The organism is Dawidia soli (genome assembly GCF_018598185.1).
Taxonomy (GTDB): Bacteria; Bacteroidota; Bacteroidia; order Cytophagales; family Cyclobacteriaceae; genus Ohtaekwangia; species Ohtaekwangia soli.
Window position 1 is genome coordinate 155,432 of record NZ_JAHESC010000007.1, and the last position, 19,813, is coordinate 175,244.

The 19,813-nt window shown below is 54.8% G+C and carries 7 protein-coding genes; all 7 read left to right on the plus strand.

Features of this window, described 5'->3' with window-relative positions; translation table 11 throughout:
- Nucleotides 1-275: 275 nt before the first annotated feature.
- The 7 genes from KK078_RS07170 to KK078_RS07200 all read left to right on the plus strand — a co-directional run bounded on the left by KK078_RS07170 (nt 276) and on the right by KK078_RS07200 (nt 19,793).
- Entirely contained in the window at nt 276-1,994 is a 1,719-nt protein-coding gene (locus KK078_RS07170) for an outer membrane beta-barrel family protein (protein ID WP_254089570.1), read from the plus strand.
- Complete coding sequence (locus KK078_RS07175; protein WP_254089571.1) at nt 1,991-7,408, plus strand: fibronectin type III domain-containing protein; 5,418 nt, start codon at nt 1,991-1,993, stop codon at nt 7,406-7,408. The genes KK078_RS07170 and KK078_RS07175 overlap by 4 nt, the downstream gene beginning before the upstream one ends.
- Before the next feature lie 9 nt (nt 7,409-7,417).
- Nucleotides 7,418-7,741: a hypothetical protein gene (locus KK078_RS07180; RefSeq protein WP_254089572.1), complete on the plus strand. Its 324-nt coding sequence runs from the start codon at nt 7,418-7,420 to the stop codon at nt 7,739-7,741.
- 1 nt (nt 7,742) lies between these two features.
- A complete protein-coding gene (locus KK078_RS07185) occupies nt 7,743-8,690 on the plus strand; it encodes a hypothetical protein (protein ID WP_254089573.1) in 948 nt (315 codons plus the stop codon).
- A 35-nt stretch (nt 8,691-8,725) separates the two neighbouring features.
- Nucleotides 8,726-13,315 (plus strand): hypothetical protein, encoded by a 4,590-nt coding sequence (locus tag KK078_RS07190; protein WP_254089574.1) that lies wholly within the window; start codon nt 8,726-8,728, stop codon nt 13,313-13,315.
- On the plus strand, nt 13,299-15,374 hold the full coding sequence (locus KK078_RS07195) for a fibronectin type III domain-containing protein (protein WP_254089575.1): 2,076 nt from the start codon (nt 13,299-13,301) through the stop codon (nt 15,372-15,374). The genes KK078_RS07190 and KK078_RS07195 overlap by 17 nt, the downstream gene beginning before the upstream one ends.
- A gap of 75 nt (nt 15,375-15,449) precedes the next feature.
- Nucleotides 15,450-19,793: a T9SS type A sorting domain-containing protein gene (locus KK078_RS07200; protein WP_254089576.1), complete on the plus strand. Its 4,344-nt coding sequence runs from the start codon at nt 15,450-15,452 to the stop codon at nt 19,791-19,793.
- Nucleotides 19,794-19,813 lie beyond the last annotated feature (20 nt).

The window sequence follows — 19,813 nt, forward strand, 5'->3', positions numbered from 1 at the left end:
ACGGTAATTCCGATTTATACTATCATTCAGAGGCCTTATCCTACATCGGATCAGGTAAGTTTTTTATTTGAAAGGCTTCATTTTATACCTTTCTAATACCGGATTTATCCGGTAAAAGACCGTCAGGTATACTTCCTGAACCCTTCATGAGTGGCTCCGGATACGATTACTGGCGAATGCGAGATCAGCAGACATACGTAAGGAATGAGTTGAGTGATGCATTTCGAGGGATGGGAAATGTCACATCTTTAGGGGTGTATGTGTGGGGCTAATCTATGATAAAACTCTCTACCGTTGCTACCATAGTAATGTGCATGTCGGCTACATCGCTTGTGGCACAGAACCTGGAATCCATTGGCAAGGAAAAGCCCCTCAGTATTACCGGGGGCGCTTCATTGAGCCAGGTATTTTATGCCGCGAACGGTATTGATTCCCGGCGCGACCCCTACACGTACTTCGCTTCCGGCAACGTAAATTTTTCACTGTACGGCTGGAGCGTACCCTTCAGCTTTAGTTTTTCCAACCAGAATACCTCCTTTCAGCAGCCATTCAATCAGTATAGCCTGCATCCCACGTATAAGTGGTTTACCGGTCACCTGGGGTATATTTCCATGTCGTATTCACCCTACACGGTGAATGGCCATATCTTTTTGGGCGCCGCCGTAGATGCCGCCCCCGAAGGGAACTGGAAGTTCAGCGCGTTATACGGACGATTTTTAAAAGCCGTGGAGCCCGATACGGTAAATGAAAATGCCGCCATTCCGGCATTTAAACGCATGGGCTATGGGTTTAAGGCCAGCTATGGCCGGGAAGGTGGTTTTGTCGACCTGATCCTGTTCCATGCAAAAGACGACATCCACTCCATCGGCTTTGTGCCAGACAGTCTCGGCATTTTGCCGGAAGAGAACCTGGTCGTCGGTGTCAGTGCCGGGAAAACGATATTCGATCATTTTGTACTGAAGGCCGACATCTCGTCCAGTGCACTGTCGCGGGACACGCGTGCCGACGAAAACGGAAACTCACATGTGCTGGCGAAGACCGGGTTCCTGTATACCCCCCGGTTGTCGTCGTCTTATTATAAAGCGTTCAAAACGGCCCTGGACTATCAGCAGGATGGATATGCGATCGGCGTAGCCTATGAGCGCGTGGATCCGGAATACCGCACATTGGGAGCCTACTACTTTAACAACGACCTGGAAAGCATCACCGTCAATGGAAGCGGTTCTATCATGGAGGGGAAAATGACGGTGGCGGTAAGCGCCGGTACCCAGCATGATAATCTTGACAAAACCAAGGTTAGCACGATGCGCAGGATGGTGGGCTCCGTGAATGTGAATTATCTGCCGACGGAAAGACTGAACCTGTCGGCTTCGTACTCCAGCTTTCAGACATATACCAATATCCGTTCCCAATTCCTGGACATCAATCAGCTCACGCCCTACGATAACCTCGATACGCTGAACTACACACAGATCACGCAGAGCGCCAACGCCATGGCCCTGTATTCGTTCGGCCGCTCGAAGGAGCGCAAGCAAAGCGTGAACCTGAACCTGAGCGTGCAGAGCGCCGCGGATAAGCAGGCCGATGTCACGCAGAATTCGGGAAGCAAGTTCTACAACCTCAACACATCGTACGCGCTGAACATCGTACCCAAAAACCTGACCGTATCGGTGGCGCTCAATGCCAATATAAATGACAGTCCGGGGATCAGTTCCAGGACCGTAGGCCCCACGGCGTCTGTCAGCAAGTCGTTTTTGGAAAAAAGGTTGCGCGCAACGGTCTCGTCATCGTACAACACAAGCTACGTGAATTCGCAACGCGTCAGCACGATCCTGAACGGACGCGTCAATGGAAGCTATACCCTGCAGAAGAAACACAACCTCAACGTGAGCCTGGTTGCCGTGAACCGCGACAGCCAGACAGAAACATCCGCGCGCTCCTTTTCGGAGTTTACCGGCACGCTTGGATACAGTTATGCCTTTGGAATGAAATGAGAAAAACCTTGAAGCTGCTAAAAAGAATATTGCTGATCAGTGCGCTGGCGCTCGCCGCCAGCACGGCCCGGCTGTACGCACAGACCTATCCGGTTCAGGTCAGCACCCAGATCAAACCGCCGTATAGCCCGTACCTGAGTGACTATTCTGCCGTGGGCGCGGAGCGGTTCATGGTTAACTTCGTGCTCAGGGACCCCACCTTGCCGGAATACCGGTGCAAGCTCCGGCTCACGATCGAAGGCGTCGGGATCACGATTCGTACCAAGCAAAGCTTCGTGCCGCAGCCCCTGGTGCTGCCGGGCGGAGGCATACCCCTCCAACTATATGGCGAAGAGCTGGAAGAGTATTTCAATCCCAATAACCTGGACTTTGCAGGCTTTTCCAAAGCTCAGTACACCAAAGGTGCCAAGCTGCCGGATGGCGTGTACCGGTTCACGGTCGAAGTGCTGGACTACAACCGCGGCACCCTGGTCAGCAACAAAGGCACCACGGTGGCCTTTATCATCCTCAACGATCCGCCGTTGCTGAACATGCCCCGCACGGATACCAAGGTCCGGATCGTGGATCCCACCAACATTCCGTTCACGTGGACACCGCGGCACACCGGCTCGCCCAATGCAGCCTTCACAACCGAATACATCTTCCGGTTGGTGGAGATCTGGCCCGCCACGCGCAATCCCTATGACGCTTTCTTAAGTCAGCAACCGCTCTACGAGATCACGACCAATTCCACGCAGATCGTCTACGGTCCCGCAGAGCCCGCGCTGATCCCCGGCAGAAAGTATGCCTGGCAGGTGCAGGCGAAAGATGTGGAGGGAAGAGACCTGTTCAAGAACCTGGGCAAGAGCGAAGTGTTTGTGTTTCAATTCGGCGACGCGCTGGGCGCCCCCGAAGGCTTATACCTGCAAACGGCAAATCCTACATCGCTTGTCGTGCGGTGGGAACAGAACGTAGCCGGCACAGACGCTGTAAAATATCGCGTCCGGTACCGTCCGCACAAGGACCGTGCGCACGATAACTGGTATGAAGAGGAAAGCCAGGAGCAATGGCGCGCGTTGACGCAGCTGCAACCCGATACGGAGTACGAAGTACAGGTGCGCGCCGAGCAAAACGTACAGGTAAGCGAATACGGTCCGGTAAAGGTTTTCAAAACGGCCCTGCCGGGCGCCAACGAGTTTGTTTGCAAGAGCGACGTCACACCGCCGCCGGCCCCGACCACGAACGCACCGGCTGTCAGGCTGGGCATCAACGATACGATCCATGCCGGTGGATACGATGTACTGGTACGCGAGCTTTCCGAGAACAACAACGGCGTCTATACCGGTTCGGGCATGGCGATCGTGCCGTGGTTTATGAGCGCCAAAGTGCGCGTGACCTTTAAGAAGATCAGCGTAAACGAACAACACTGGCTGACGTCGGGGGAGATCAAAAGTGTGTGGAATCCGGACAGTAAGTTCCTGGTGACCCCGGACAAAAAGCCCGACCCCTCGACACGGCCTTCGAATGGTGAAGTGCCGGTGACGGTAGCGGAAACCGAAACGCTGATCGAGATCAAGGGGACCTCCATTGTAGCGGTGACCAAAAATGAGGATGGCGACATCGAGATCGCTACATCCGACGGAGAAACGAAGACGCTCGAAAAAGGCAAGAGCTATTCCATCGCCGATGAAACCGGCAATGGTTATATCGTAAGCAAAGACGGCGAGATCACCAAAGTCACGGCGCAGGAAGCAAGAGACGCCGCGGGTCGCGGTGATCGTAATTATACACTGACGCTCGCGTTCCGAAAAGGCGTAGGCAAACTGGGCTTTGATGAGAAACAGCACGATGCACTGGCGTCGTTTTATCAGCAACTGGAATCGGGCGCGTATATACCTTGGAAGGCCGTTACCAGTGCCCAGGCAGATCCGGTGCAGGCGGTGCTGGAAGGGACCGATGTCGAGCCGGATAAAATACGTTTTGAAGTAAACGGCGTGCCGGTTACTCCTACCCGCGACGGCAATGATTTTACCCTGAGCCTGCGCGGTAAAACCGGTGGCATGGTGGAAGAGCTTTTGGCGCTCTATGCCCCGACCGATACTTCAAAAGACGATGTGCTCGGCAAGCTCAACCTGGTCAGCTACGATAAGATCAGCCGCAAACTGGTCGTGGTGCCGGTGAACGATAACGGTGTTCCCGGTGGACTTTCGGCGGCCGCGATCACGCAACAGCTCAACGACATCTATGGTCAGGCCGTGGCGGCGTGGGAGGTCAAGGTCGATCCGTCGCTTTCCGTTCCGCTCGACGCCACGTTCGACGAAGGTGAGAGCGGCATACTGACCAACTATACCGGAGACATGAAGAAGGTCATCAACGCCTATGGGCCCTTCGTTGACAAAACGTATTATCTGTTTTTGGTTTCCAAACCGCGTACCGACCCGGATGCCATCGGGTATATGCCCCGCTCCAGGCAGGCCGGGTTCCTCTTTGTCGATAACCTCGATGCCGGCAATGTCGTCGAGGCCATCGGCCACGAGTTAGGGCACGGCGCCTTCAATCTCAAACACACGTTCAGCGAATTCGGAGGCCTGGCCAAAGGCACGACCGATAACCTGATGGATTATAACCACGGCACCGCACTCTATAAATACCAATGGGACTACATTCACGAGCCGCAGCGCGTCTTTGGGTTGTTTGAAGGTGATGAGGAAAGTGAGTCAGCCGTGATTACCCTGGCCGATGCCAGCCTGGCGGGTATTGCGTGGGGGATCGATGAAAATCCCGACGACGGTTTCGAAGGAGGCGCATCGTTTATTCTTGCCAACGGCAGCGTACTGGTGTTTAAGAAAGGTATTGCCGTGGAGAAGCTCGCCAACGGTCATTTTAAAATCGGTTCGGAAGAGTACGTCACGCTGTTTTACGTCGACGCAAAAGGGGGCGTGTCGGACAAATTCATGGGCTTGTACGAAACGACAAAGCTTGCCACTATCCCGAAGAAAGACGACGGCGGATGGAAAAAGTCAGACCTGGACAACGGTAAAGGCTGGTACAGCCAGGAGAGCTACAAGCTTTTTCCGTTCATCCGCGATCATACCGTGGCCTATTCCAAAGACTTGCTCGCACGCAAGGATCTCAATATCGACAAGGCCATACAGATAAGCCTGCTGCTGGAGCAGTTCACGGACGAAATGTACGAGGCGTACCAGCAATCGCCGGATGCGAAGGAAGGGCCGTGCCGGTATATTATGGTCAGTGAACCTGGTATCGATTACAGCGGCTGCTGGGATGAGCTGATTAAGAGTCTGGAGGATTACTTACAGCGGCATCGCAATGCGATCGAAGCGCTTATTGCAGAGATTGACAAGCCGACGATAGACCGGTCGGTGATCAAAGACCGGTTTGTGGACCTGGACCAAAGCAATTACGGTATTCTGACAGTGCCCGAGCGTACCAAGTTGCTGAGTTACCTGGTGACGGGCGCCATGGTGGGCGACTATTATTTCTTTGGCGGCGAAGAAAGCTTTGCCATCAAGACACTGAAAAACACACCGCCGGAGCAGGTACCAGACCTGCTGGCAGCGCTGGAAGCGAAGCCCGTGTCGCTGAATTGTGGCGAGAAGGCGGCTAATGCAAGTTCTTCGCTGTTGTATAATCTAAATAGTAAGGTTCACGATGGTATTCTGGGGCTTGCCGCCGGGAACTATACCGAGATGATGGCAGTGATCAAAAATCTGTTGTTGAAGAGCCCGGATTTTGAAGACCGGTTGCTGCGGTTGTTCGAGGACGATATCAGCAAACGCACGGTAAGCCTGCACGCCCACGTGCCGAAACCGCGTTTGGAGGGAGATTACAGCTATATCGGTACCACCCTTGAGCTTCAATTTGCGAACTGGGCGGCCGACAGCAAGGGCAACGAGGATTCACAGATCCGCTACAAGGTAGAAGAGGAAGTCTGGCGTGATGCGGAGAGCGTAGTCGTGAGCATGCCGACCGGTGAGGGCGTTGTCGAGCATACGCTGGCGCCGTTTGAGTTGGTAGCGTTGACGAATTACTCGGATTTGTCTATTGTCGATGCAGCCACCGAGGCTCCGGCGGGACAGGTGGTATTCGTGCCCGTCATCTTTTTGAAGTATATCGATATAAAAGGCGACAATGATGCGATTCAGGATGTTGCCTTCAACATTCTGGATGCTGCCACGATGGTTACCGGCGCGGGAGCGATTGTGAAGCTTACGCGGGCCACGGCCGCGGTCAATAAATGGATCAAGTACGGTAAGATCGCGCTTCGTGCGCTGGAGGTTGCCAATGCTGCGGGTAACCTCACATTGCGCACCATGCAAAGTGAGCTTCCGGAGCCTGAGTTCAAAGAGGCTGTGGAATGGTCGGACAAAGCAATGCTGGCGATCGGTGCGGCAGAGTTGATCCGAGGTGGTATTAAGGGCATGCCCAAGGCGTTGTCGAAGGCGAAGGCATTGACCTATACCATGAACCGGGCCACGGTGTATGGCTTTGTGAAGGCGATCATCAAAGTAGAGGGAAAACTGTCGGCGAAGGCGGCTTCGAAGAAGGCGGCGCAACAGATGCTTGAGCTGAAGAACAAGATTGTCAATGACTGGAAGCTGAAGCATGGCGAGGATTTGGAAGATGTGATCCGGAAGGAGATGGCCGCGGCATTCAAAGTCGAGGAATTGTTTGCCGCCTTTAAGGCCAGGCTTACCGCGCGGGTAGGCGGTGCGAAAGACTTTACCTTGAAGCATACCGATAAACAGATTAAAGAGATGATGCAAAAGGGACTCGAGCTTGACTTACCGGAAGATGTAATCGAGGATTTTATTTTTATCAGCTGTAGAAATGATAAGCCGATCGCTGCGGCTGAATTAGTGAAACAAATGGATAATTGGGTAAACGTGGTCAGTAATCCTAACGTGCGCGGATACCCTTATAAGTTTTTGTCCAAGGACCAATTCCAAGCATTCTCAAATGAGCTCAAAGCAGGCCTGGATAAAATCGGAATTCCGTCGGACAACGTGCGTATTCAAGGGTCGTCTCTCCGTACACCCGATGCCAAGGACGTAGACATGGCAGTGCTCATTTCTGACGCCGATTTCGATCAGTTTCTCGTGAAGCGATTCTCGAAACGCATTGCGACCAAAGCGGGGACTGCATTGGATCTCACAGGCAAGTCTGCGGAGGAGCTGCGCCTGCTTGCCAACGATATTCTGGCGAACCCCAAAAACTACACTAATCAGGCGGAGAGTTTTTCAAAAGCTATGCGTGAACGCAAAATAGGCGCATATTCGAACGACAAAATCATTCCGGGGCATAAAGATCTTTATCACCAAATACAAGGGAATTATTCGAACCTGGAAATCGACAACCTTACCGTTCAGACGGCAGGTGGTACTTTTGATTTGAAACCATTTATAACATTATAACAAAGTGATATGATCATGTTTTATGGCGGATTCAGGGGGGCAACGTTGCATCAGTTAAAGGCTGTTCTGGATACGCTTCTTCCTGCGGGTAAATCGTCTTTCATCGAAACAGAGACAGTTCTTGTTTCAAATGGCGACATTTTGGAATACTCGATTGACCATGACGATGCAGCCGGTCGCCTGGCCTTCAGCGCTGAGTTTCATGGCGATGAACAGGAGCTACAGGCTTTTTTGCCGAAACTGGTTTCAGCGCTACGGGTGCAGGCAATTGATTACAGTCTGGAATATGAAGTAGAAAAGGACGGGGAGTTTACCACCTACAATATTGATTAGTATGCAACAAGTGAGTACAAAAGCTCTGATACAATTTGTGCTGACAGCCCTTGTGTTTTTTCTGGCGTCCACGGTAAGCTTTGCCCAGGATCAGACGACGGATTTGCTGAGATCTTATTTTTCGGCCGTTCGTTCGGGCGACTCCCCGGCGATACCCGCTGTCGTATTGCACCCAGATCGGGCGAAAGCTGTGCTCGGCGCGTTGCCTGCCTACCAGGCAGATACGGTTGCGGCGGTGCGTGCGGCGGTATATACGTTGCTGCAACGCGTTGGCGCAGGTGCGAAACAACCTGCCGTCCGCCAGGCATCAGTCGCGCAACTAGTGCAGGGTGGGCGTGATGGCGATAGTGGCAATGCAGGTCTGGCCTTAGACTATCTTACTACGTTCCACCAGGGAGATTTTACACGGGAGGCGAGAGACACCGTGTTTCGGATATTTGCCGCCGAACCTCCGCATTTTGACCTGGTTTTGAAGCTGGCAGGTTTCCTGGAAATGACAGAGCTGAAAAAAGTGATTCAGTTGCGTGCGCAGCCCGGCAATTCTCCGGCCATCCGTTGGGCTGCCCTCTTGGCGCTTGCGCGGATGAACGATGCAGGGGCTATAAAAGATGTTATGCAACGGGTGCGCAAGCTGCCGGTGAACGACGACGTGATCTATAAGATCTTTCCCGACCTGGTGTATACCCGGCACCCGGACGCTATTGGCTACATGGTGGAGGCGTTGAACAGCGACGAGACCAATTGCCTGTCTGCCGATGCCGAGCGGGAGCAACCCATTCTGTGTGGGTATCGCATTATGGAGCAACTGGCGCCGGTCATTGCGGGCTACCCGCTGGAACTGGACAAAAGCGGCGACATCAAAACAAAGGACTACGTAACGGCCCTGAAGACCGTGCGCGAATGGTTTGTGAAGCATCCCGATTATAAGATCCTGCGGGACCGGTATTGAACCCTGGAATGAACAGTGATTTGAATTTTTACGATATGCGAAAATATTTACGGACTGGTATAGTAGCCGTTCTCTTGTTGACAGCGCAGTTTTTCTGCGCCGGCGCAGCCTACACCGACTCGACAAAGGTTGTGCCTCCGGCGGAGCTGCCGCCTGCCGTCCGGGCGGAGCTTTCCCGCACGTTCAACGAGTTGAACTATGTTCAGTCACTCAACATCGCATCCGATCCCATCATATTGCCCAACGTGGTCCTGGCCGACACCGTGCTGCAGCAACGGGCCTATGCACAATCACTGCTGGAAAAAGTCCAGGCCACACAGCGCTTTGTCGAATCGCTGGATGCGCTCTCTGAAATAGAACTGCCCGTCGGCGTGGTGAAGTCGGGGGGAGCTGTAGACTACAGCATCCTGATCGACCGCATGACCTTTACCACACAAGGCGCCATCATGGACGTCTATGTTTCGCTGGCCCTGCCCCAGTCGGGCGACCGGATCGCATTCCACGGCAAAGTGCCCCTGTCGAAAGAAGGAGGGATTGCGGGCAATGCAAAAGTGTTCCTGGTGGGCGATCATATCCTCAAGTTCGGCAGCTCGGCACAGCTGACGATCAAAGGCTCTAAGAATACCTACGTGGAGTTCGATTGCGGCGGCTTCAAAGGCGTCAGCATCGAAGCGCTCGTGCAGTTCTCGCGCGACCTGATCGTGCCGGAGAATGACAAGGGGATTGCCAGCACCAACAAAGATGAGCGTGTAAAAATAGCGTTCACCACCTACGCGCAAAGCCTCAACGACCTGATGGTGGGCGTGAACGTTCCGGCGTTCCAGCTGGCAAACCTCAAAGGTTTTGGTTTCAAGGTCACCCAGGCGTTCATGGATTGGAGCGACCTGGCGAACCCTCCGGGCATAACGTTTCCAAAGGACTATTCCTCACCGTTCGTCCAGGCAGGACAGCCGTTGCTGTGGCAGGGATTTTACATGCAGCGCCTGGAGGTAAGGCTGCCACCGTCTTTTGCCAAACAGAAGGGTGACAGCTCGCGCATCGTAGTCGGGGTCGAGCACATGATCCTCGACGACCAGGGCTTCTCCGGCGAAGTGTTTGCCGATAATGTATTGCAGCTCGGTAACATGAGCGGATGGGGTTACTCGTTGGATCACGTGGAGCTCGTCTTTGTGACCAACCAGATCAAAGGATTTGAGCTGGCCGGTAAGATTTCGGTTCCGAACCTGAAAAAGAAAAAGGATAAGACCGCCACGGAGTTCGGCTACCGGGCCGCACGCGGCGCCGACGGAAACTATCTCTTTTCCGTCACGATCAAGGAAGAGCTCAGCCTGCCGCTGCTCGTAGCCGACCTGACCTTACGCCCGGGTACGTCGATCACCATAAAGGAGAAGGAGAATAAATTTTACCCCACCGCCATACTGAACGGCGAGTTGAGCATCAGTGCCCTGAGCAAAGGTCCGAAGGCCAGCTTCAACGGCATCAGCTTCGAAGGGCTTCGCATCAGCTCGGAAGCGCCGCGCTTTGATATCCAATCGATCAGCTTTGGTAAAGAAGGCGAATCGCAATCGGTATCCAAGTTCCCGTTGACCATCAACAACATTTCGGTACAGAAAGATGGTACCAACCGCCTGGGTATTGGGTTTGACGTAACGATCAACATCGCCGGCAAATCGGAAGATGAGGGCTTTGGAGGAACCGCCGGTCTCATCGTGTGGGGCAAGCGTGACGTGACGGAAACGACGTCGGCCAGCGGCCAGGTGGAAAGCGCGGAAGGCGACTGGAAGTTCGATAAAATAGAGCTCACCGCCATCGGCGTGAACTTCAAAAAAGCCGGAGTGATCGAGATCGCGGGCATGATCCGCTTCTTCGATGAGGACCCGGTATATGGTGATGGCTTCAAAGGCTCGGTGTCGGGTAAGATCCAGGTGATCTCGCTGAAGGTCGAAGCGCTCTTTGGCAGAACGCCGGAGTTCCGCTACTGGTATGCCGACGCGCTGGTCGAGTTCGAGAGTGGTCTGCCGCTCGCACCCGGATTTTCCGCCTACGGATTTGGGGGTGGCTACTATTCTAAAATGAAGCAAAGCGCCGAGTCCAACGGAAGCCCCATCGGAAAGAATGCATCCGGGGTCACGTATGTGCCGGACGAAAATACCATCGGGATCAAAGCCATCGTGAAATTCGGGGCAACGCCCAGCAAGGCGCCCTACAACGGCGATGTCATGCTCGAAGTCATGCTGAACCGGCATGGAGGCATCAACTCGGTGACCTTCACCGGCAATATCGTGGTGATGTCGCCGCCGTTACCGGGAGGCGTCGAAAAGATCAAGGAACAGGCGTCCGCGGTCGTGGGTGACTCCAAGGCGGCGCAGAAGATCCTGGCGATGCTGCAAGGGCAGGTGTCGGCCAATGTGAAAATATTGTTCGATAACGTCAACGATGTGTTCCATGCGAACATGGAAATGTACATCAACGTGGCGGGTGGCATTATAAAAGGTGTCGGTGCGAGCAACCGCGCCGGCTGGGCCGTGATGCACTTCGAGAAAGACGAATGGTATGTGCTGGTCGGCACGCCGAACGACCCCATCGGCCTGGAGCTGCTGTGGCTGCTGAAAGTGAAGAGCTACTTCATGCTGGGTAAAAACCTTCCGGGCAGTCCGCCGCCGCCGCGGCAGGTATCCGAGATCCTGGGCATCAGCGCCGCGGACCTGGACTATATGCGCGACCTCAACGCCGCGGAATCGGCCTTTGGCTTTGCGTTCGGGATCAACCTGAGCATGGACACGGGCGAGCTTCGCTTCCTCATGTTCTACGCGCGGTTCGCCTTTGGCATCGGCTCGGACATCATGGTGAAGAAATACGGCGATCAGTATCATTGCGCCGGCTCCGACGAGACCATCGGTATCAACGGATGGTTTGCCAACGGACAAGCCTATGCATATGTGGCCGGTAAGATCGGGATCAAGGTGAAGCTGCGGTTCTATAGAGGTAATTTTGATATCATCAAGATCGGGGTCGCCGCGGTCCTGCAGGCCAAAGGCCCGAATCCTTTCTGGATGAAGGGTATTGTCGGTGGATATTACCGCATCCTGGGCGGTCTTGTGAAAGGCAACTGTAAATTCGAGGTGACCATCGGAAAAGAGTGTAAGATCGTAGGCGAGAGCAACCCGCTCGAGAACATCGATCTGATCTCCGAGCTCAGCCCGCTCAAGGGCGAAAAAGACGTCGATGTATTCAACGCGCCGCAGGCGGCATTCAATATCCCGGTAGGAGAAGTGTTCGAGATCACCGACATCGAAGACCGCCGCCGGTCGTTCCGTGGCAAGCTGGCCGACTTTAAAGTATCAGACGGAACCGTGGAAGTACCCGGAACGCTGCGTTGGAACGACGACAACGACGTGGTGGCGTTCGATTCACACGACGTATTGCCGCCGCAGAAAGAGATAAAGGTGTACGTGAAGCTCACCTTCGAGGAGCTCGTCAATGGTTCCTGGACCCCGTTGATCTTTGAAGGAAAACAGGTCGAAGAAGTGAAAGAGACAGACTTTACAACGGGCACGGCACCTGATCATATCCCGGCGTCGAACGTGGCGATCTCGTACCCGGTGATGGGGCAGTTCAACTTCTATCCGAAGGAATACAACCAGGGCTTTATCCGGCTGCGAAAAGGTCAGCCGTACCTGTTCACACCGGGTGAGGAATGGATCCAGACGCTGCACCTGACCAACGTCGAAACACAGGGCTATGCCGAGACAACGCTGCGATACGACGCGGGAGAGAAGAGTGTTTATTTTGAGATCCCGGGCGGCCTGCCCAACGACAAGGTGCACAAGCTGGAGATCCTGAACCTGCCCCGGAATTCGGAAGTAGTGGATGCCAACGTGCAGAAGATCGATACCGAGCTCAAAGATGCGGGCGAGTCGACCCTGACCACGAAGAACATCGAAGGCGACCTGACCCTGCGCGATGCCAAGACGGTATTCAACGCTTCTTTCCGCACGAGCAAGTACAATACGTTCCGCGAGAAGATCGCCAGCATCAAGCTGAACACCACCCTGAACATCCCATCGCAGACGGGCGACGTGAGCGAGCTGCGATCGTACATGCAGGGACCTGAGTCGCTGGACCGGTACGAACTCGAAGGGGTGGATGAATATAGCCCGATGGTGACCACGGAAGCGCTGCTGGCGGACAACACCTGGTACAATCAGCGTGTATATCCGCTGGTATACGACGGGTATCCGCTCCAGGGGTATATCCGGACCCGACGCGATACAGCGGCGTTGGGATTCCCGCCCGTCCGGGCTGCTTTCCTCGACCAGCTCTCAGAGAAAGCGCAGCTTTCCGCCGAAGGAACCCCGGCCGCGGCGTCGGCCCTCGTGGGCAACGTCCGCTATGACCTGATGCGTGTCATGATGGAAGATTACAGGAGCATCCAGCAACAGGTGGCCAACTATGTGGTCGACAAACCGGAGCGGATCACCGAACGATTGGAGAAGATCCTGATCGGACCATTCCCCTTCTACCGGTATGGCAAATACAAAATACGATTGAACTACAGGATACCAGGAACAAATAAAACGACAAGCAGTTATGAGTGGGAGTTATTCAATGCCGTCCCGGATTAAGGGTTTTTTTATCGGCATGCTGATCCTGTCGGCCATGCATGCCGCAGCGCAGGACTCGGTGCGGGTGGCGGATCGCAGCGATGCCATCGGCGTGATCGCGCGCCCGTCAGCAGATTCGATCACGTTGCGCTGGGCGCCGCTGAACTTCCGTGACTGGACGACGGCGAATAAATATGGCTATTACGTCGAACGGTTCACCCTCGTGCGAAACGGAAAGCTCGTGCGGCCGGTAGAGCGAAAGGCACTGACGTCCGCGCCTCTCAAGCCGCTGCCGGAAGCTGCCTGGGAAAAGTTCGTGAACGATAAATACGGGCTGGTGGCCGCGCAGGCGCTGTACGGCGAGACCTTCGAGCTGAACATCGAGCAGAGCGACATCACGCAGATTGTAAACAAAGCAAAGGAAAACGACCAGCGTTTTTCCATCGCCTTATTTTGCGCCGACATGTCGCCGGCCGTAGCCAAAGCACAAGGATTGTATTGGAGCGACAAACAAATTGAAAAGAATGTAAAGTACCTGTATCGCATCAGCGTCATTACCCCGACCGACACACTGCGGGGAAGTGTCTTCATCGAGCCGTCCCAGAAATATCAGTTGCCGGCCCTGACGGATGTAACGGGAGAAACCGCCGGAAACGTGGTGACCCTTCGCTGGAACGAGCTTGAATACGCCAGCCTCTATACAACGTATAGTATCGAGCGTTCGGAGGATGGCAAAACATTCACCGACATTACCGACATCGCCGGCGTGGCGCTGAGCAAGAAGGGCGCGGAGAGCAAATACCAGTATGCGGTCGATACCTTGGCGTCACTCGGAAAAGAATATAGTTACCGGATCAGAGGTCGTACCCCGTTCGGGGAATCCGGCCCCATCTCCAATATCGTGAAAGTAAAGGGAAGCAAAGTCGTGACGTCCAGTGTTTTTATCACGTCGGCGCTCAGCTCCGATAACAAGACCGTCGATCTGCAATGGGAATTTCCCGAAGCCGACAACGATGCGCTGGCAGGGTTTGAGGTAACGCGCTCCGCGAAGTCCTCGGGACCGTATAAGACCATTCACAAAGACATTCTTCCCCCGGCGTCGCGCGTGTTCAAAGATACCAGCCCGCAGCAGTCCAACTATTACAAGGTGAAGGCAAAGACACTGGATGGTACAGAGATCCTTTCGATGCCCTTCCTGGCGATGCTGGTGGACAGCGTGCCGCCGGTTCAGCCCGTCGGTTTAAAAGGCAAAGTAGACGATGCCGGCAATGTCAGCATCAGCTGGAAGCCGAATCCCGACCTCGACATCCTGGGCTACCGGGTGTACCGGGCCTATTATCAGAGCGAAGAATTTTCGTTAAAGACCGGCGAGCCCGTGAGAGATACGGTCTTCACCGATAAAGTGGAATTGAAAAGTCTGAATGAAAAGATCCACTACCGGGTCATGGCCATCGACCGGAACCAGAACCATTCCATGCTGTCGGAAATATTAAGTCTTGCACTGCCGGACAAGGTTCCCCCCATGCCCCCCGTTTGGCTGCCCGTGCAGTCCACCAAAGAAGGTGTCGTCCTTCGCTGGGCGCCGAGCGGAAGCCAGGACGTTGTGAAATATGAGGTATACCGCAAAGGTGATCAGGGGCAATGGATCCGCCTGGCGGCGAAGGCAGCGGGTACGGATACTTTGTATACGTATACCGATCAGAATTTACAGAACAGCACCGTACAGTATTATACCGTCGTTGCGGTCGACGAAGCAGGACTGGAATCTCCTCCCGGACAGGTCATGACGGGCTTCAGGCTCACAGGCCCTAAGCCGCCGGTCACGGTCCGTACACCGACCATCGATCGGACCAACAAAAAGATCACGTTGAACTGGTCGTATGAAGAACAGCATGTGACAGCCTACCGGGTGTATAAAAGAACAAGCGAAGAGGCGCCGATACTATACCGCACCGTGAAAGGAAAGAGTTTCACAGACAGCGGAATGGTGGCGGGCAAGAAATATAGCTATCAGGTAATGGCCGTATTCGAAAACGGTGCGTTGTCCGATATGGGCAAAGTGATCGTACTGGAATTCTGAGAGGGTTTTTGAGATAAGATGATACCGAAAATGATCCGGAATAGCTGTCTTCTTTTATTTTTTATACTCGGCGTCATGGGCACAACCCGGGCGCAGAACTATGAATGGATGTTGGAGATTCACGTTCGGTATTCGCACTCCGGATGCATGTCCGAGCAGATCGATATTATTCAAGCCGTGTTTAACGGACAGAATTGGGGGCTCAATGGCGATGTCGTACCGGGAACGTTAGGTAAAGAATATAAAGTGTATGCCCGGGGAACGAATTGGGCGGGCATAGCCAACAAGAACATCAGCGTTGCCGTAAAGGGAACATGCTCGGATGTTTTCCTTCCGGCACGTGATCTCTCGATGTTCGGGTCGTCGTGCTCCAGCACATCGTATTCCGGGCCGGGAAACAATCCGCCTGGAAATGCCACGGTTACGATCCGGTTTTTTCCCCGGTTCGAACCGTTGAAGACCGAAACGTGCAGCCAGTCGATCTACACCGCATCGTCCTGCTCGTCCACGGGAAGCTATGTCTGGGAACTGTCCACCAACGGCGCCACCTATAGCCCCATTGCCAGAACCGGTCCGACCGTAACGTTCAACGCGGCAGAACTGGTCAGCCTGGGCTATACAAATCCGTATGTTCTTTTCTATATCCGTCTGAAGGACCCCGGCCTGCCAGACAGGAACCTGACCAACACCTATACCTTTCGGGTATACGCGCCGCCGCCGACCGTTTCTCTCAGCGGTCAGACCGATGTGGTGTGCAAGGGTCAGCAAAACGGGACGGCAACGCTGCAAATCTCCAGTTCGGTAGTAGACCGGTTTTACATTAACTGTACGAACCTGGATAACGGCGCGGCGTGGGTCGTTCCCGACGTCCGGGTGGGGAACACGACCATCACCGGTCTGGATGCCGGTCGCTGGAAATTTGAAGTGGTGAACAATAATACCGCCGACACCGATTCGTATGGCCACTGCCCGGTTTCGATCGATCATAACGTTGCCGAGCCCACAGCCGTGGCTGTTTCGTTCAACGTTCCGCTCCACAACACGTATGCGATCAAATGCAACGGTGGTACCCAGGGGGAGGCCACGGCTGTCGGCGCAGGGGGAGTAGGGGGGTATAAAGATTTTAGCTGGAGCACAACGGCCACGGGCGCCACGATCACCGGTCTTACGGCCGGTACCTATACGGTAAGCCTGAAGGATGCCAACGGCTGCCCCGCTTCGGGAAGTGTCGAGCTCAAACAACCGGCCCCCGTGCAGGTATCCTTGTCGCCGTCGAAAACATATATGAGTGGCCACGCCGTGAGCTGCTGGAATAAAAACGACGGCGGTGTTAACAGTACCGTATCGGGCGGCATCACGGGACAGTCGTATACGTACGGCTGGTCTACCGGCGCTACGGGCCCTTCCATCTCCGACAGAGGTACCGGCACGTATACCCTCACTGTTACCGACGCGAACGGCTGCCCGGATTCGGAAAGCATTACGCTCCTGGCACCACCGGCGATCGATTTTACGATCGACCAGACCGGTACACTTTCCTGCCCCGGCGACGCCACGGTCTCCTTTGCGGGAAAATCCGTTGCCAATACGATCGGCACCGTTTCCTATGCATGGTCATCCGGAGAGACAACATTATCGGTCGCCGGCAAGGGAGCCGGTACATACACCTTTACCGTTTCCGATCAGCAAGGGTGCAGTACGGCCAGATCGGTGACACTCGACAATCCACGCGCACACACGGTCGCCCTGGCGCCGCTGTCAAACTATAACGGCAGCCGGATCAAGTGCAACGGCGGAAGCGACGGCGCGCTGGAGGCCGTCGTAAAAGACCCGGATGGTGTGGTCGTATCAGCACAGAACTACCTGTGGACGCAGAACGGAACCAGGATCGGAGAAAGCCCGACCCTGACATCGATGAACGATCTGAGCGAAGGGTTGTACAAAGTTGTGATTACCTACGGTGCCGCGTGCGAAACAGAGGGCACGTATCCGCTCAACGATCCCGATCCGGTTGTTGTCAATGCGGGGCCAACCACCGACTATAACGGTCAGCCCATCAAATGCTTCAACGGCACCGATGCCAATATCCGGGCCACAGCGGGGGGAGGCACGCCGGGGGTATACAGCTATAGCTGGAACACCGGCGCCACGGGAGCATTGCTGACGGGCGTTGGCGCCGGTACCTATGTGGTCACCGTCAAAGATGTGAACCAATGCCCCGGTTACGCTACCGTACCCCTGGAAGATCCCACGCCGGTGGAAGCATCCATCCTGAGTGTTTCGGACTATTCGGGGTATGGTGTGTCGTGTAATGGATCCAATGATGGTCGCATCACGACAGAAGCTTCCGGCGGCTCTGGTGGCTATACCTATAGCTGGTCCAATGGAGCAACCACGCCGGTGATCACCGGGCTGGCAGGCGGATCGTATACCCTTACCGTTTCCGATAACAACGGTTGTGAAGACGTTGTTACGCAACCGATCTCGAGCCCCACCGTCGTAACCTTGTCCGTAGTGCGCGAAAAGAATATTTCGTGTTTTGAAGGGAGTGACGGCGAGATCGAGCTGCTGGCCGGCGGCGGTGTCGGGAACTATCAGTATTCCCGGAACAACGGCGCTTCGTGGCAGCCAGAGCATGTATTCGGCACGCTCACGGAAGGAACCTATACAATAACCTTACGCGACGGCAACGGCTGTACGAAGACAGCGCCGTCTACGTTGAGCGAGCCGAAACAGATCATGATTGATTTTGCGGATAAGCAGCCTGCGTTCTGTAACGATCCGGCGGGCACGGCCCGGGCGGTCGTCACGGGCGGGGTGAGCGGATATACCTATCGTTGGGAAGACGGCGACGGGACGGTGCTCGACACCGATGACGTCCTTTCGGGCGTGAAAGGCGGGATCTATACGGTGATCGTTCGCGACAACAATGCGTGTGAAGAAAGGAACGACGTTTCGATCACCAGCACGGATGGCGCCCAGGCTACGTATGTGGCGACGGCGGCCAGGTGTTTTGATTCTTCCGACGGCAGCGCAGAGATCACCATCACAAAGGGCGATGGTCCGTTTGTGATCCGGTGGCCCGACGGGCAAAGTACGCTGCAGGGTGTCAATCTGAAAAAAGCGCAGTACAACGTCGTGATCACCGATCGCAATAACTGCACCGTGGTCCAGACCGTAGACGTACCCGCACCGGACGCAATAGCCCTGGCAGTACAAAGTTCAATGATCCCGACGTGTAACGGGTTGTGCGACGGACAGATGACACTGGTAGCCAGCGGCGGCGTAGGTGGGTATGTATACGAATGGAATGGAAAGACCGGCGCGGCACAAACACAGCTCTGTGCCGTTGTCTATCCCGTAACAGTAACAGACGCCAACAACTGTGTGCTGCACCGGGATGTAGAGCTTTTACAACCGGAACCGTTGGATATACGCGCAGCAAAAGCAACCCTGGCGACGTGCAGGGACGGCTGCGATGGTTCACTCGAAGCGCTGGCAACGGGTGGTAACGGCGGGTATCAATATACCTGGGCCGCCGGTGGGAACACGAACATCAAAACAGGCCTTTGCCCGGGAACGTATTTGATCTCCGTACAAGATCTCAAGGGCTGCCAGGCAGAAGCGTCTCTTGTGCTGAACAATACACCGGCCCTGCCACTCGATCTGGGTGGCGGTGTAACATTATGCGTCGGCCAGTCACACACCCTCGACGCGGGCGCACCGTGGACGAACGTCCAATGGGGAAGCAACACCGGTTTTGAAAGCACCGGGCAGCGCGTTACGATCACCGATGTCGGAAGCTACTGGGTAGAAGTACTGAATGATAAAGGTTGTGTCGGTCGGGATACCTTCCTGCTGGAGACCTCGTACGATCTTCTGCAAGCTTCCTTCATGATTCCAGGAGAAGCCGTCGCCGGCGATACGGTAGTGATGATCGACATCTCCTGGCCGCTGCCCGAGACGGTGGCGTGGCAGTACCCGGCAGCCATGCGGGAGGTGCTGAACCTGGGCGATGTACTGTTCGGCCAGTTCGATGCGGCCGGTACCTATGAGGTGGCCATGACGGCGCGCCTCGGCGAGTGTGTGGACCAGATCAGCAAAACGATCGTCATCCTGGGCGAAGGCGCGGAGAGCGAAGGAGGAAAACTGGGGTATGAAAAGTTTGTAAAGGAGTTTACAGTATACCCCAATCCGACAGACGGCGCGTTCGACGTAGGCATCGAGCTGCTGGAAGAAAGTCCCGTAACCTTGAGCATCTGGAACTCCCCGACGGGCATCCTGATCAAACAAGTTCAGCGTAACGATCAGAAGCTGTACCACGTGTCTTTTGACCTGAGACCGCTGAACGCAGGTACGTATATCCTGAGACTGGATCATGCAAAAGGAAAAGAGTATATCCGATTTATTGTCTATTGAGTTTGTGCCATGAATGCGAT

Bases quoted from the DNA above. Each gene is read 5' to 3' on its own strand.
- KK078_RS07195 (WP_254089575.1), top strand. From the start codon at position 13,299: ATGCCGTCCCGGATTAAGGGTTTTTTTATCGGCATGCTGATCCTGTCG.
- KK078_RS07170 (WP_254089570.1), top strand. From the start codon at position 276: ATGATAAAACTCTCTACCGTTGCTACCATAGTAATGTGCATGTCGGCT.
- KK078_RS07200 (WP_254089576.1), top strand. From the start codon at position 15,450: ATGGGCACAACCCGGGCGCAGAACTATGAATGGATGTTGGAGATTCAC.
- KK078_RS07180 (WP_254089572.1), top strand. From the start codon at position 7,418: ATGATCATGTTTTATGGCGGATTCAGGGGGGCAACGTTGCATCAGTTA.
- KK078_RS07190 (WP_254089574.1), top strand. From the start codon at position 8,726: ATGCGAAAATATTTACGGACTGGTATAGTAGCCGTTCTCTTGTTGACA.
- KK078_RS07185 (WP_254089573.1), top strand. From the start codon at position 7,743: ATGCAACAAGTGAGTACAAAAGCTCTGATACAATTTGTGCTGACAGCC.
- KK078_RS07175 (WP_254089571.1), top strand. From the start codon at position 1,991: ATGAGAAAAACCTTGAAGCTGCTAAAAAGAATATTGCTGATCAGTGCG.